We start from the raw sequence: 15,096 nt of genomic DNA, 5'->3' as shown, positions 1-15,096 counted from the left end.
CGACGAGCGCCGCCGCGAGTGCGAGACTCGCGACCATGGCGCCGACACGGCGGTCGACGACAGCGCCCCGCGCGCGACGCAGGCAGGCGCGCACCCCGGCGCGGCGTACGGGCATCTCGACGTAGCGGTAGCTCAGTTCGGCGAGCACGAACGTCGCGATGCTCAACCCGATCGCGGGCAGCAGCCACGACGACTCCATCGCGTCGGTGACGAACGGCAGCGTCACGAGCGGCCAGTGCCACAGGTACAGCCCGTACGAGCGGTCGCCGACGTAGCGCAGCGGGCGCCACGACAACGCGCGGGTGAGCGGGCCGTCATGGACGACGACCCACACGAGCGCCGCCACGACGAGTGAGAAGGCGAAGAAACCGCCCCAGCGGTAGAAACCCATCGAGAGGAAGTCGAGCTGCGTCATCACGACGATGACGGCGACGAGCGCGGCGACGCCGGCGGCCGTCATGCGGGTCGTCGCCGGGGCGAACGTGAGGCGCGAGCGGAACCCCCGCGCGTCGAGCAGCAGTGCGAGGGCGGCGCCGACGAGCAGGCCCATGACGTGTGTGTCCGTGCCGAAGTAGACGCGCGTGGGGTCGTCGGCCCAGCGGCCGCTCGAGGCGAAGGCGCCGACACTCATCGCGATGCTCGAGGTGAGCGCCCCGCCGATGGTCACGGCGAGCAGGACGTGACGCCGCGTTCGTGTGGCGCGAACAGCGAGGAGCACCCCCGCCACCACGAGCGGCCACAGCAGGTAGAACTGCTCCTCGATCGCGAGCGACCACAGGTGTTCGAGGAACCACCACGAACCGAAGTCGCCGTACTGCCGTCCGCCGTACACGTACCACCAGTTCGACGTGTACGTCAGCGCCGCCGCCGAATCGCGCAGTTGCTGCGCGAGGCCGGACGGATGGAAACACGCCGTGACGAGCGTCGTCACGGCGAGCAGGAGCAGCGCGGCGGGCGCGAGGCGTCGTACGCGAGCGGCCCAGAACGCCTTCAGATCGATGCCGCGCAGCGGCCAGCGCGACCACAACTGGCTCGTGATGAGGTAGCCCGACAGGACGAAGAAGATGTCGACGCCCAGGAAACCGCCGCTGAACCCGGGCACCCGGAAGTGGAACGCCATGACGGCCAACACCGCGAGCGCGCGCACGCCGTCGAGGGCCGGCAGCCGGCCGCGCCGCGGAGTCGCGACGGTCGCTCGCGCGGCGTCGGAGGCTGGTTGCACGGCGTCGGAGGACGACGGGGCGCTCGTGTCGGCCGATGTGGTGGGGCGTGTCGTGGCGTCCATCGCGTCGGTGTCCACTGACGTCGCGTTGCTCGCCGCGGATTCGCGAGCAGGCGGGGCTGGCCGTTCCACGTGGTGAGGTGCCTGACGCGGGGGTGTCGCGAGCATGTCCGTGGGGCGTCTCCGAGGTCGAGAGCTCGCCTCGCGGGCCGCTCGGTTCGTGCGGTCGACCGACTTCCCGACGGTCGTGCGCGAGGCCGCCGCCGGCGCCGGCGTCTCGACGACGTCCCTCGACGGCTCGACGCGCAACGTGTCCGCGTCGTTCTTGATGCGCGCGCTCGGGGACGCTTCCCGAGATGCGGGAGAGGACGTTGCGGGAGCGTTCGCTGATCGCGGCGGGGACGTCAGCGGGTCGGCGCTGAACAGCCAGGCGGGCAGGTCATCGCTCGATGAGGGCACGCCGCCATGACCTGCGTTGCGGTCGCGACTGCCTGCCGCGCTCCCGCTCCGGCCTGCAGTCGCGGTGCCGTCGCGACGAGCCGTGCCGCGACCGCGAGGCGTGCGTGGCCCGTCGTGGTCCGTGCCCACGATTGTTCCCCCTGGCGTTCGTTCCTCCCTGACCTTTGATGGTATGACCTGGCCACCCCGATGGACGTGGCGACGCGGCCACGATGACGTAGCTCACGAACGGGCCGTCAGGGCGTCGGCGACGACGGTGCCCCGACGATTAGCGCCGACGCGCCGCGGCATGTAAGGTTTGGTGTCGCTGCCGATCGCATCGGTGGCGCATGACGAAAGTCGCGGGGTGTGGCGCAGCTTGGTAGCGCGCGTCGTTCGGGACGACGAGGTCGCAGGTTCAAATCCTGTCACCCCGACCAGCGTCAGCAAGGCCCTCATCGGTTCGCCGATGGGGGCCTTCGCCGTACCCGTCCGAATGCGGGCCCAGCCGTGTGCGTCGTGGCCGCAGTGCGCAGTTGCCCGATCCCGAGGAGACGCGAGCGCGTTCGAAACCGCCGCCGAGGCGAGTTCACCGCCCTCCCAGCCGACGCGCGCACAATGCCCGCTGTGAACGAACTTCATGCCTCGTCATGGCTGACCGACTGGCGACCGGGCTCATGGGGCACCCTCCTCGTCGCAGTCGTGACGATCGGCTACGTCGCCCCCTGGATCCGCGCACGCCGTCGCGGACCAGCTGACGTCTCGTGGCTCGCGTGGTTCCTGACGTTCGGCGCCGGCGCGCTCGCCTACACGCTGTGCGGGCCTGTCGAGGTGTGGTCGACGCGCCTCATGTGGGTGTTCGCGCTGCAGGTCGCGCTGCTCGTCGCCGTCATCCCGACCGGCTTCGCGCTCGCGCGCCCCGTCGACGTCATCGAGGGCGCGGCGGGGTCGACGGCGCTGCGCCGGATGCTCGGCGGGCGCCTCGGACGGGCGCTCATGTACCCGTTCGTCAGCTCGATCCTCGCGATGGTGAGCGTCATCGTCGTCTTCTTCACGCCCTACGGGCAGGCCGCGCTCGACTCGACGCCGATGCGCATCGTGCTCACCGTGCACCTTCTCGTCGTCGGCGTCACCGTCGTGCTGCCCCTGCTCGCCGGCGATCTGCTGCCCGCGTGGGCCGGGCCCGGCGTGCGCGTCCTGCTCGCCTGCGTCGACGGCCTGTTTGACGCGATCCCCGGCATCCTCGTCATGACGCACCACGATCTGCTCATGCCGCACTTCCCCGGCTTCGCAGCGTCCGCCTCCACCTACCGCGGCGACATGTCCGCCTCGCTCGATCAGAAGTTCGCCGGGGGAGCGCTGCTCGCCGTCGCCGAGAGTGTCGGGCTGCCCCTTCTCGCAGCCGTCTTCATCGAATGGATGCGAGCCGATCGCGCGAGCGCCCTCCGCGCCGACGCCGAACTCGACGCCCAGTACGGCGACGGCCCCGGCACGACGACGCCATGGTGGATCACCGCGGCACCCACCACGTCCGAGGGCAGCGCCGACGCGACCCTCACCGCCTCCGAGGGCCTTGCCGACGTCCCACCCGATCGGACGTCAACACCCTCGAGGTGACGCACACCACGATTCGGAGCGTTTTCCCAGCGGCTCACGGGCAATTCCCCAGATGAGTCCTTTCCCTTCTTCTATGGGGTTGAACGGGACGTGGCTGCCGATCGTGCTCGGCTGCGCCGCGGCACTCGTTCTCGTCGTCATCGTCCGGGGAGGCTCGTGGGGGGCGCAAGCCGTGGATGCAGGCGCTGTCGCGCCTCGGCCTGACGGCACTGTTCACCACGCTCGCGCTCGTCGGTGCCCTGTCAACAACGAGTAGGCGTTCTACACGAGTTGGGGTGACCTGCTCGGCGACTCGCCTGCGGACACGCCGCGTCACTACGGCGCGCCCACGCCGGCGCCCGCCCTGGATCAGCAGGCCCCTCCGCGAGTGCCACCCCGACGGCGCCGACGACGCCGCACGCCCTGCCCGCGCTGCCGCAGCCGGGTCAGCGCCTGCAGAAGTGCGAGATCCCGGGCCCGAAGAACGCCGACGGGCGCCCCACCGCGTCGCGCAAGGTGTACGTCCAGCTGCCGGTGGGGTACGACCAACACTCCGCGACGCGTCACCCCGTCATCGTCGCGATGCACGGATTGCCGGGCAGCCCAGAGACGTACAGCAAGCTCGACCACCTCTACACGCGTCGACAGGGCTGTCAGCGACCGCCGCATCGCCGCGCCCATCGTCGTCGTGCCGCAACTCAACCGCACCCTCGACGACGACACGGAGTGCATCGACGACCCGCACGGCCTGCAGACCGAGACGTGGCTCGCCTCCACGCTGCCGACGTGGGTGAAACACACCTTCGCCGTCGCGCCCGGGCGCGGGTCGTGGGCGACGTGGGGGTACTCCCTCGGCGGATGGTGCGCCTCGATGCTGACGATGAAGCACCCCGCGACGTTCGGCGCCGCCGTCGCCTACCAGGGCTACTTCCGTCCGCAGTTCGACGGCCACCCGCCGTTTCCCCCAACTCGCCGCAGGCGCGCAGCTACGACCTCATCGCCCTGGAGAAAGCCAACCCGGTGCCCGTGTCGCTGTGGCTGTTCGCCTCCGACGCCGACAAGGTGAGCTACCCCTCCGTCAAGGAGTTCCTCACCGTGGTGAAGCGGCCCACCGACGTCACGGCGCGCATCGCGCAGGGCGGCGGCCACCGCCTGTCGGTGTGGACGCGCAAGATCCCGCGCTCGTTCGACTGGCTCGTCGAGGTGCAGCCCGGTTTCGCACCGCGCCCCTGAACGCCGGGGCAGCGACGCAGGGGAAGAGCCTGACGTAAAGAACGCGTCAAGACGCGACAAGGCGACCTCAAGACGAGCGGTGCGCCGCCGGGGCGGTTGCACGCTCGATCCATGATCGAAATCGTCATCGCGGGCATCATCGCCCTCGCACTGCTGGGGTACCTGCTGTACGCCCTCATCCGGCCCGAGAAGTTCTGAGGGCCGCGCACATGAACGTCACTCTTCAGGCGATCTGCATGATCGCCACCATCGCGCTGCTGCTGGCGTTCGTCCACGTGCCGCTCGGCACCTGGATGTACCGCTGCTTCACGGATGAGAATGACTGGGCGCCGGAGCGCCTCATCTACCGGGCCGTCGGCGTCGACCCGCGCGTCGAGCAGGGCTGGCGCACGTACGCCGTCGCCAGCGTCATGTTCGGCGTCGCGTCCGTCGTGCTGCTGTTCGCGCTCATCATGGCGCAGGGCGTCCTGCCCTGGGGCCTGGGGCGCAGCCAGGACTGGCACACGGCCTTCAACACGGCCGTGTCGTTCACGACGAACACGAACTGGCAGAGCTACGGCGGTGAGTCGGGCGCCGGGTACACCGTCCAGATGGCCGGCCTGAACGTGCAGAACTTCGTCTCCGCCGCGACGGGCATGGCCGTCGCCGTCGCCCTGTGCCGCGCGATCGCGCGCAGCAACGCCGCGACGATCGGCAACTTCTGGGTCGACCTCGTGCGCAGCTGCACCCGCATCCTGCTGCCCATCGCGTTCGTCGGCGCGCTCGTGCTCGTCGCGGGCGGCGTCATCCAGAACCTCAGCAGCCCGCACGACGTGACGACGCTCGTCGGCGGCAGCCAGACGATCCAGGGCGGCCCCGTCGCCTCCCAGGAGGTCATCAAGCTGCTCGGCACGAACGGTGGCGGTTTCTTCAACGCGAACTCGGCGCACCCGTTCGAGAACCCGAACGCGTGGACGAACCTGTTCGAGATCCTCCTCGTGCTCGCGATCCCCTTCTCGTTGCCGTGGATGTACGGCCTCATGGTCGGCGACCGCCGTCAGGGCGCGGTGTTCACGACGGCCATGGGCGCCCTGTTCACCCTGAGCGCCGGCCTCGGCATCTGGGCCGAGTCCAGCGGTGCGCTCGGCTCGATGGAAGGCAAGGAGCAACGCTTCGGCATCGTCGGATCGGTGCTGTTCGGCACCGCGACGACGGGCACCTCGACCGGTGGCGTCAACATGATGCACGACTCGATGAGCCCCCTCGGCGGCGGCCTCATGATGCTCAACATGATGCTCGGTGAGGTCTCGCCCGGCGGCGTCGGCACCGGCCTGTACAACATCATCATCTTCGCGCTGCTCACCGTCTTCATCGCCGGCCTCATGGTCGGACGCACGCCCGAACTGCTCGGCAAGGCCATCGGCCGACGCGAGATCACGTACTCGGCGCTCGCCGTCGTCGTCATGCCCGCGCTCGTGCTGATGTTCACCGCCGCCGGTGTCGTGCTGCCGGTCGCGAAGGACGCCCTGCTCAACCACGGCCCGCACGGCCTGAGCGAGATGATGTACGCCTACACGTCGGCGTCGAACAACAACGGTTCCGCCTTCGCGGGCCTGGCGGCCGACCAGCCGTACCTCAACCTCACGCTCGCGGCGTGCATGTTCCTCGGACGCTTCCTGCCCATCGTGCTCGTGCTCGCCGTCGCCGGCGCGCTCGTCTCGCAGCAGCGGCGCCCCGCCACGGCCGGCACGATGCCGACCCGCGGGCCCGTCTTCACCAGTCTGCTCGTCGGCATCATCGTCATCGTCGCCGGGCTGACCTTCTTCCCCTCACTCGCTCTCGGCCCGATCGCGGAGGCCCTCTCGTGAACGCATCACTCGCCCTTACGGCCCTCGAATCGGCGCCGGACGCCCTGCGCAAGCTCGACCCGCGCCACCTCGTGCGCACCCCCGTCATCTTCGTCGTCTGGGTGGGCTCGGTGCTCACGACGGTGCTGTCGATCATCCACCCGTCGGTGTTCTCGATCTCCGTCACGATCTGGTTGTGGCTGACGATCCTGTTCGCCAACCTCGCCGAGGCCATCGCTGAAGGGCGCGGCAAGGCGCAGGCCGACACCCTGCGTCAGACCCGCGTCGACTCCATCGCCCGCCGCCTCATGCCGCACGGCGGCGAGGAGCGCGTGCCCGGCACCGAACTGCGCGTCGGCGACCGCGTCGTCGTCGAGGCCGGCGAGGTCATCCCCGGTGACGGCGACGTCGTCGACGGTGTCGCGACGGTCGACGAGTCGGCCATCACCGGTGAGTCGGCGCCCGTCATCCGCGAATCGGGTGGCGATCGCTGCGCCGTCACCGGCGGTACGACGGTGCTGTCGGACCGCATCGTCGTCGAGATCACGAGCAAGCCCGGTGAGACGTTCATCGACCGCATGATCGCGCTCGTCGAGGGCGCCGAACGGCAGAAGACGCCGAACGAGATCGCCCTCGGCATCCTGCTGACGACGCTGACAATCATCTTCGTCCTCGCCGTCATGGCGATCTGGCCGATGGCGAGCTACTCGGGCCACGACATGTCGCTCGTCGTCCTCGTCGCGCTGCTCGTCTGCCTCATCCCGACGACGATCGGTGCGCTGCTGTCCGCCATCGGCATCGCCGGCATGGATCGCCTCGTGCAGCACAACGTGCTCGCGATGTCGGGGCGCGCCGTCGAGGCCGCAGGTGACGTCTCGACGCTGCTGCTCGACAAGACCGGCACGATCACCTACGGCAACCGCCGCGCCGGTGACGTCGTCCCCGTCGAGGGTGTCTCGCGCGCGGATCTCGTCCGCGCCGCTTGCCTGTCGTCGCTCGCCGACGAGACGCCCGAAGGCCGGTCGATCGTCGAATACGCTGCGGCAGAAGGGTTCACGGCGACCGAGATCGCGGACGTCGTCACCGTTCCGTTCACCGCGCAGACCCGCATGTCCGGTATCGACCTGCCCGACGGCAGCGCCATCCGCAAGGGCGCCGGCTCGGCCGTCGCCGCGTGGGTGCACGAGCTGGGCGGCCACATGGCGCACGACATCGACGCTCGTGTCGAGGCGATCAGCCAGGCCGGCGGCACGCCACTCGTCGTCGCCGAGCGTGACGCCGACGGCACCGCCCGGATGCTCGGCGTCATCCACCTCAAGGACGTCGTCAAGCCCGGCATGGCCGAGCGTTTCGCGCAGATGCGCGAGATGGGCATCCGCACCGTCATGATCACGGGCGACAACCCGCTGACGGCCGCCGCGATCGCGAAGGAGGCGGGGGTCGACGACTTCCTCGCCGAGGCGACGCCCGAGGACAAGATGCGCCTCATCAAGGCCGAGCAGGAAGGCGGACGTCTCGTCGCGATGACCGGTGACGGCACGAACGACGCGCCCGCCCTCGCGCAGGCCGACGTCGGCGTGGCGATGAACACAGGCACGTCGGCGGCGAAGGAGGCCGGCAACATGGTCGACCTCGACTCCAACCCGACGAAGCTCATCGACGTCGTCGCCATCGGCAAGCAGCTGCTCATCACCCGCGGAGCGCTGACGACGTTCTCGATCGCCAACGACGTCGCGAAGTACTTCGCGATCATCCCCGCGATGTTCGTCGTCATCTTCCCGGGCCTGAGCAAGCTCAACATGATGCATCTGCACAGCCCCGAGTCGGCGATGCTGTCGGCGGTCATCTTCAACGCCCTCGTCATCGTCGCGCTCATCCCGCTCTCGCTCAAGGGCGTGGCGTACCGCTCGCTCGGTGCCGCCGCGATGCTGCGCCGCAACCTGCTCGTCTACGGCGTCGGCGGCGTCATCGCGCCCTTCGTGGGCATCAAGCTCATCGACCTCGTCCTGTCCGTCACCCCGGGAGTGAAGTGACATGTTCGTTCTTCGTCAGGGTTGGGCCGCGCTTCGTGCGCTCCTCGTCCTCACCGTCGTCCTCGGCATCGCCTACCCGTTGCTCGTCACGGGCGTGGCGCGGGCGATGCCGGCCCGGGCGGACGGCTCGATCGTCCGCGCCGAGGGTCGCGAGGTGGGTTCCAGTCTCATCGGCCAACCCACGAGCGACGCGAAGTGGTTCGCGGCGCGCCCGTCCGCCGTCGACGCCCCCGGCGCCGAGAGCGGCGGCTCGAACCTCGGCCAGAACGCCGACGAGCAGAAGAAGGCGATCACCGAGCGTCGTGCGGCGCTGACGAAGGCCAACCCGAACGCGACGGGCCCGATCCCGGACGACGCCCTCACCGCGAGCGGCAGCGGCGTCGACCCGGACATCAGCGTCGCCTATGCCCGCTGGCAGGCACCGCGGATCGCCGCGGCCCGCGGGATGAGCGTCGCCGACGTCGAGAAGGTCATCGACGCCCACATCGAGAAGCCGGCCCTGGGCTACCTCGGCGCCGAACGGGTCAACGTGCTCGACCTCAACATCGCACTCGCGCAACGCGCTGCCCGCTGAGCGGGCGGAAACCGCGACGGCAGAAGAAGATGGACGCATGACACGAGGCACGTTGCGCATCTACCTCGGTGCGGCCCCCGGCGTCGGCAAGACCATGGCGATGCTCGCCGAGGGCCGACGCCGGGCCGGGCGGGGAACGGACGTCGTCGTCGGTTTCTGCGAGACCCACGGGCGCACGGCGACGGCCGTCGCGCTCGAGGGCCTCGAGGTCATGCCGCGACTGCGGCGCGAGTACCGGGGCGCGACGCTCGAGGAGATGGACCTCGACGCCGTGCTCCGGCGCGCGCCGCAGGTCGCGCTCGTCGACGAACTCGCGCACACCAACGTGCCGGGCGGCCGCCACGAGAAGCGGTGGCAGGACGTCGAGGACCTGCTCGCGGCGGGCATCGACGTCGTCTCCACCGTCAACATCCAGCACCTCGAATCGCTCAACGACGCGGCGTTCGCCATCACCGGCGTGCTGCAGCGCGAGACGGTGCCGGATGTCGTCGTCCGGCGCGCCGAGCAGGTCGAACTCATCGACATGGCGCCCGAGGCACTGCGTCGGCGGATGGCGCACGGCAACGTCTACAAGCCGGAGAAGGTCGACGCGGCGCTCGCCAACTACTTCCGCCAGGGCAACCTGACGGCCCTGCGCGAGCTCGCGCTGCTGTGGCTCGCCGACCGCGTCGAGGAGAGCCTGACGGCCTACCGCAGCGACCATGACATCGTCGGTACGTGGCCGACACGTCACCGTGTCGTCGTCGCCCTCTCCGGTGGGCGCGAGGGCGCGACGCTGCTGCGCCGCGCCGCCCGCATTGCCGCGCGCGGCAGCGGCGGCGAGATGCACGCCGTCTTCGTCGTGCGCGACGACGGCCTGCGCACCGCCGAGGCCGACGTCGTCAGCGGCCTGCGACGCCTCACCGAAGAGCTCGGCGGGACGTTCCACACCGTCAGCGGGCCCGACGCGGCCGAGGCCGTCCTGCACTACGCGCGCGGCGTCAACGCCGACCAGATCGTCGTCGGCCTCAGCCGGCGCTCGCGGGCCCAGGCGATGCTGCGTCCCGGCACGGGCGAGCGCATCATCGCGGGTTCGGGCGAGGACATCGACGTCCACGTCGTCACCCACGAGCTCGCGCACGTGGGCTCGTCACCGACCGAACGCGAGGGGTTGTCGACGCGCCGGGTGCGGCTCGGCTTCCTCACCTCGGTGACCGCCCCGGCGCTGCTGAGCGCCCTGCTCGTGCCGCTGCGCTCCGGTGTCGGGCTGCCGCTCATCGTGCAGCTGTACCTGCTGCTCACCGTGGTCGTCGCGCTCATCGGCGGGATGGCGCCCGCGATCACGGCCGGTGTGCTGTCGTCCCTGCTCATCAACTGGTTCTTCACCCCGCCCATCGGCACGCTGACGATCTCCGACCCACAGAACGTCGTCGCGCTCGTGCTCTTCGTCGTCATCGGCGCCGCCGTCTCGCTCGTCGTCCACGCGAGCGCCCGCCGGGCCGCCGACGTCAGCGCCTCGCACCAGGAGGCGACGGCGCTCGCCGAACTCAGCCACACGATGCTGTCCTCCGCCGACCAGCTCGCGCTGCTGCTCACGCGCTCGCTCGAGATGTTCGACCAGGACGCGGCGGCCGTCGTGCGCACCCGCGGGCCGGGTCGCAGCGTCATCGCCTCGACGGACGGCTACAGCGACGTCGCCGCGCAGGCGCTGCCGCGCGAGAAGACGACGGTCGAGCGCATCGACGACGAGCACGACCTCGTCCTCGTGGGGCGCCCCGTCCCCGCCGAGCGGCAGCGGCTGCTGGGGGCGTACGCGATGCACGCGGCGGCCGTGCTGCACCGTCGAGCGCTGCTCGACCTCGCCGAGTCGGCCGACACCCTCGTGCGCGACAACAAGGCGCGCACCGCGCTGCTGTCCGCCGTCTCCCACGATTTGCGCACGCCCCTGGCCGGCATCAAGGCCGCCGTCGGCAGCCTGCGCAGCGACGAGGTGACGTTCTCGCCGGAGGACCAGGCGGAACTGCTCGAAGCCGTCGAGACGTCGGCCGATCGGCTCGATGCGCTCATCGGCAACCTGCTCGACGCCTCACGGCTGCAGACCGGCGCGCTCGTCGCGAACCCGCGCGAGATCGACCTCGCCGAGGTCGTCACACCCGCGGTGCGCGCCCTCGAGACACCCGATCGCGTCACCTGGCACCTCGACGACGCCGCGCGCCACGTCGTCGCCGACCCCGGCCTGCTCGACCGCGTCCTCGCGAACGTCCTCGAGAACGCCCTGCGTCACGGCGGCAGCGACGGCGTTGTCGTGACGACGAGTGCGCTCGGCCCGCGCGTCGAACTACGCGTCGCCGACCACGGCCCCGGCATCCCCGACGAGGCGCGCGAAGAGATATTCCGGCCCTTCCAGCGCTACGGCGACGCACCCGCGGGTGACGGCATCGGGCTCGGTCTCGCCGTCGCGCGCGGCCTGACGGAGGCGATGGGCGGCATGCTGGAGGCGGAGACCACTCCCGGTGGAGGTGTCACGATGGTCATCGTCCTGCCGGCCGTGGCGAACGCAGCGGGTGCGACGAGCGAGGCCGAGCCCGGCGCTGAATCGGAACCCGAGTCGGCGCCCGAGGCCCGGCCCCAGGACGCTGAGGCCGACCAGCCGGTCGATACCCGGTTCGCAGACGCAACCACGCGCGGTGAGTCATGAGTGAACGAGTGCTCGTCGTCGACGACGACCCGACGATCGCGCGGACGCTGCGCATCAACCTCAAGGCGCGCGGCTTGGACGTCGAGACCGTCGGGTGCGGCCTCGATGCCCTCAGCACGTGCGCAGACGCGATGCCCGACCTCGTCGTCCTCGACCTCGGCCTGCCCGACCTCGACGGCGTCGACGTGCTGCGCCAACTGCGTCAGAGCTCGAGCGTGCCTGTCATCGTGCTGTCGGCTCGTCAGGAAGCCGATGACAAGGTCGAGGCGCTCGACGAGGGTGCCGACGACTACGTGACGAAACCGTTCGGCATCGAGGAGCTCATGGCGCGCGTGCGGGCCGCGCTGCGGCGAGGCGGCGCCGAACCGTCCGGCCCGGCGCCCGTCGTCACCGCGGACTTCTCGCTCGACTTCACGACGTACGAGGCGAGCGGGCCGACGGGGGCCGTCCACCTCACGCCGACGGAATGGCGCCTGCTCGCCGAACTCGCGCGCCACCGCGGGCGCGTCGTGCCGCACGAGCAACTGCTGCGCGCCGTGTGGGGGCCGCAGTACGGGCGCGAGTCGAACTACCTGCGCGTCTACTGCGGGCAGCTGCGTCGCAAGCTCGAACCCGAACCGTCCCTCCCGCGCTGGATCGTCACCGAACCCGGCATCGGCTACGTGCTGCGCTGACGCGCCGCGCAGGGCTCGTCAGTGCGCCTTCGCCGTCAGCGTGATGAGTGTCGCCTCGGGACGGCAGGCGAAGCGCACGGGCGTGTACTTGTTGTGTCCGAGCCCGGCGGAGACGTGCAGCCACGCCGCGTCGTCGGGCGCGGCGGACGACGGCAGCGCGGTGCGGCGCCGTTCGCGCGCCGTAGCCTCCGAGCGCGAGACCGAGTCGTTGTGCACGCGGTGGGCGTCGAGGACGTCGAAGCGCTCGCCGATCTCGGCGGCGGAGTCGAGGGGCGAGCCGTCCGTTGCGAGCGCACCCGGCCCGATCGGCACGGCCTGCGTCGAGTCGACGCCGGACGCGCCGGGCCACCAGCGCGAGACGCCCTTGACGCGCGAGGTGTCGAGGTCGCAGTTCGTCACGAGCGCGCCGTGGAACGGCACGCACAGCTGCCCGCCGTGCGTGTGACCGGCGATGACGGCGTCCGCGCCGTCGGCCGTCATCGCGTCGAGCACGCGCGTGTACGGCGCGTGGACGACGCCGATCGTCGCGGCCACCTCACCTCGGCGCGACGCGGCCTCACCGGCGACCTGCGCGTAGTCGTCGTACTCGAGGTGCGGGTCGTCGACGCCGAGAAGCTCCAGCGCCACGCCGTCAGCCCCCACCCGCACCCGCTCGCGTCGATGCGTGAGGTCGAGCCAGCCGCCCGCGGTGAAACCGTCACGCAACTGGGCGATGTCGAACTCACCCGTCTGCATCGCCGCGCCCTTGGCATGCGAGTCGTCGAAGTAGCGCAGGGGGTTCTTGAGCTTGGGGTAGAAGTAGTCGTTCGAACCGAAGACGAACGCGCCGGGAAGCTCCATGAGCGGCCCCATCGCGCGCAGCGCAGCGGGGATGGCGTGCTCGTCGCTGAGGTTGTCGCCGGTGTTGATGACGAAGTCGGGTTCGAGCCGCGCGAGCTGACGCACCCACTGGATGCGTCGTTCCTGACGCGGCACGATGTGCAGGTCGCTGACGTGCAGCACCCGCAGCGGCGCCGTCCCGGGGGCGAGCACCGGCATCTCGACGCGGCGCAGCGCGTACCAGTTGCGCTCGATGAGCGAGGCCCAGGCCAGCGCCGCCGTACCGCCGGCGGCCGTGCCTGCAGCGGCCAGCGACAGCGCGCGGGGGAGGGGGCGGGCGGGGAAACTCATGCGGGGATTCTCGCACCGGGGTGGAAGAATGACCGCATGAACGCAACCGGTGCCACCACCTTGAAGGCCACTCTCCACACCGACCTGACCGACGCGATCCGCGAGCGCGATCAGGTGCGTAGCGCGACGTTGCGCATGGTCCTGACGGCCGTGTCGAACGCCGAGGTCGCAGGCAAGGAGCACCGTGAGCTGAGCGATGACGAGGTGCTCGCCGTCATCGTCAAGGAGGCGAAGAAGCGCCGCGAGGCGGCTGACGCCTACGTCGGCGCCGGGCGCACCGAGCTCGCCGAGAAGGAGAACGCGGAACTCGCCTGCCTCGAGGGGTACCTGCCGAAGCAGCTGAGCGACGACGAGATTGACGCGATCGTCGCCGAGGCCGTCAGCGCCACGGGCGCATCCGGCATGAAAGACATGGGCAAGGTGATGGGCGTCGTCAAGCCCAAGATCGGCGAGCAGGCAGAGGGTGGGCGCGTCGCGGCGGCCGTCAAGAAGGCGCTCGCGGGCTGATCACTTGCTGCGGGCTCAGGTGCCCGAATGGCGGTGAGGGCCGTGCCGACCCCAGCGGTCGGCACGGCCCTCAGCGTTCGTGCACGTCTCAGCTCTCGCGGCGGATGCCTGCGGCGGCCTCGTCGGCGCGCGCCATCTTGAACAGGGTCGCCCACGACTTGACGTCCGGACGGCGACGCAGCAGCGCGCGGCGCTCACGCTCCGTCATGCCGCCCCAGACGCCGTACTCGGTGCGGTTGTCGAGCGCGTCGGCGAGGCATTCGGCGACGACGGGGCAGCGCTGACAGATCGTCTTCGCCGACTGCTGCGCAGCCCCCTTGGCGAACAGTTCGTCAGGTGCCGCCGCGGCGCACTGGGCGCGGGCGGCCCAGTTGTCGTCCCAGACGGGCGTCTGCATCTCTTCTTCGGCCATGATCGTCATCGGTGCCCTCCCCTTGTTGGTGCGGATGACGGTGTGGCGTGCGCCACATACAAAGGTTGCTATACGCACAGTAGGCGTGGTTACTGGTGAGTTTCCATGGGGATTGAGTACCAAAAACGTTAGTACACGCGGTCGGCGCGGGGCGCGCCGAACCACGCCTCGAAGGCTTTGACAGGCTGCCCCGATACGCTGAGCGGCATGCGTGGAAAGTCTCCTGGCGCCGATGCGTCGGCCAAGAAGCAAGCCCGGAAGAAATCTGACGGTGGCCGTCAGCGTTCTGCGATGGGCTCGGTTCTCAGCCTCCTCGGCGCGTTCGTCGCCACCTCGATGGCGCTGGGCCTGCTCTTCGCGGGCCTGCTCATCCCCGCCACGGGCCTCGCGGGCGCGAGCGTCAAGGGTGGCGTCAAGGAGTTCGACGACATGTCGGGCACGCTCACCGAAAACGCGTTGAGCCAGCAGTCGAAGCTCCTGGCGAAGGACGGCTCCGTCATCGCCACCCCGTATGACGAGAACCGCATCGTGGTGCCGTCGTCGGCCATCCCGAAGGTGATGAAGGACGCGCAGGTCGCCATCGAGGACGAGCGCTTCTACGACCACGGCGCGCTCGACCAGCGCGGCATCCTGCGCGCTGTCGCCGCGAACCTCGTCTCCTCGAGCACGCAGGGCGCCTCGACGCTGACGCAGCAGTACGTCAAGGTCGCCGCGCAGCGCGCCGCGATCGAGAG

At 70.4% G+C, this 15,096-nt stretch carries 14 protein-coding genes and 1 tRNA gene; 12 read left to right on the top strand and 3 right to left on the bottom strand.

The annotated features are described in order from the left end of the window. Nucleotides 1-1,300 (bottom strand): acyltransferase family protein (locus B2284_RS06590; RefSeq protein ID WP_286697311.1); only part of this gene is annotated, 1,300 nt, incomplete at its 3' end. Nucleotides 1,301-2,023: 723 nt separating this feature from the next. Between B2284_RS06590 and B2284_RS06585 the strand changes: the two genes are divergently transcribed. The 10 genes from B2284_RS06585 to B2284_RS06545 all read left to right on the top strand — a co-directional run bounded on the left by B2284_RS06585 (nucleotide 2,024) and on the right by B2284_RS06545 (nucleotide 12,273). After that, nucleotides 2,024-2,100: transfer RNA gene (locus tag B2284_RS06585), tRNA-Pro, on the top strand. 187 nt (nucleotides 2,101-2,287) lie between these two features. Then, nucleotides 2,288-3,277: a cytochrome c oxidase assembly protein gene (locus B2284_RS06580; RefSeq protein WP_170957215.1), complete on the top strand. Its 990-nt coding sequence runs from the start codon at nucleotides 2,288-2,290 to the stop codon at nucleotides 3,275-3,277. A gap of 367 nt (nucleotides 3,278-3,644) precedes the next feature. After that, on the top strand, nucleotides 3,645-4,322 hold the full coding sequence (locus tag B2284_RS14455) for an alpha/beta hydrolase-fold protein (RefSeq protein ID WP_170957216.1): 678 nt from the start codon (nucleotides 3,645-3,647) through the stop codon (nucleotides 4,320-4,322). Beyond that, entirely contained in the window at nucleotides 4,283-4,489 is a 207-nt protein-coding gene (locus B2284_RS14450; RefSeq protein WP_062256086.1) for a hypothetical protein, read from the top strand. The genes B2284_RS14455 and B2284_RS14450 overlap by 40 nt, the downstream gene beginning before the upstream one ends. Nucleotides 4,490-4,585: 96 nt before the next feature. Continuing rightward, nucleotides 4,586-4,687 (top strand): K(+)-transporting ATPase subunit F, encoded by a 102-nt coding sequence (kdpF, locus tag B2284_RS06570; protein WP_197079011.1) that lies wholly within the window; start codon nucleotides 4,586-4,588, stop codon nucleotides 4,685-4,687. A gap of 11 nt (nucleotides 4,688-4,698) precedes the next feature. Further along, the gene (gene kdpA / locus B2284_RS06565; RefSeq protein WP_006943959.1) at nucleotides 4,699-6,336 is read left to right on the top strand and encodes a potassium-transporting ATPase subunit KdpA; all 1,638 of its coding nucleotides are present in this window, start codon (nucleotides 4,699-4,701) and stop codon (nucleotides 6,334-6,336) included. After that, complete coding sequence (gene kdpB / locus B2284_RS06560; protein ID WP_006943930.1) at nucleotides 6,333-8,348, top strand: potassium-transporting ATPase subunit KdpB; 2,016 nt, start codon at nucleotides 6,333-6,335, stop codon at nucleotides 8,346-8,348. The genes kdpA and kdpB overlap by 4 nt, the downstream gene beginning before the upstream one ends. Before the next feature lies 1 nt (nucleotide 8,349). Next, complete coding sequence (gene kdpC / locus B2284_RS06555; protein ID WP_006944032.1) at nucleotides 8,350-8,922, top strand: potassium-transporting ATPase subunit KdpC; 573 nt, start codon at nucleotides 8,350-8,352, stop codon at nucleotides 8,920-8,922. Nucleotides 8,923-8,959: 37 nt separating this feature from the next. Continuing rightward, on the top strand, nucleotides 8,960-11,599 hold the full coding sequence (locus tag B2284_RS06550; protein WP_062256084.1) for an ATP-binding protein: 2,640 nt from the start codon (nucleotides 8,960-8,962) through the stop codon (nucleotides 11,597-11,599). Further along, complete coding sequence (locus B2284_RS06545; protein ID WP_006943998.1) at nucleotides 11,596-12,273, top strand: response regulator; 678 nt, start codon at nucleotides 11,596-11,598, stop codon at nucleotides 12,271-12,273. Before B2284_RS06550 ends, B2284_RS06545 begins: the two co-directional genes overlap by 4 nt. A gap of 18 nt (nucleotides 12,274-12,291) precedes the next feature. Here B2284_RS06545 and B2284_RS06540 read toward each other — a convergent pair whose 3' ends face one another. Further along, on the bottom strand, nucleotides 12,292-13,443 hold the full coding sequence (locus B2284_RS06540) for a metallophosphoesterase (RefSeq protein WP_006943988.1): 1,152 nt from the start codon (nucleotides 13,441-13,443) through the stop codon (nucleotides 12,292-12,294). 36 nt (nucleotides 13,444-13,479) lie between these two features. On the opposite strand from B2284_RS06540, the gene B2284_RS06535 reads away from it, so the two are divergent. Next, nucleotides 13,480-13,950, top strand: a complete 471-nt coding sequence (locus tag B2284_RS06535) for a GatB/YqeY domain-containing protein (RefSeq protein ID WP_006943945.1) — start codon at nucleotides 13,480-13,482, stop codon at nucleotides 13,948-13,950. A gap of 88 nt (nucleotides 13,951-14,038) precedes the next feature. On the opposite strand, the gene B2284_RS06530 is transcribed toward B2284_RS06535, so the two are convergent. Further along, complete coding sequence (locus B2284_RS06530) at nucleotides 14,039-14,371, bottom strand: WhiB family transcriptional regulator (protein ID WP_006943975.1); 333 nt, start codon at nucleotides 14,369-14,371, stop codon at nucleotides 14,039-14,041. A 198-nt stretch (nucleotides 14,372-14,569) separates the two neighbouring features. Here B2284_RS06530 and B2284_RS06525 point away from each other — a divergent pair. Then, the coding region (locus B2284_RS06525; protein WP_286697310.1) for a biosynthetic peptidoglycan transglycosylase at nucleotides 14,570-15,096 on the top strand (527 nt) is incomplete at its 3' end.

The sequence above is a fragment of the Dermacoccus sp. UBA1591 genome, assembly GCF_002322065.1.
In the GTDB taxonomy this organism is placed as follows: Bacteria; Actinomycetota; Actinomycetes; order Actinomycetales; family Dermatophilaceae; genus Dermacoccus; species Dermacoccus nishinomiyaensis.
The sequence above is the reverse complement of the archived record's forward strand: the minus strand, read 5'-3'. Positions and strand labels throughout refer to the sequence as shown.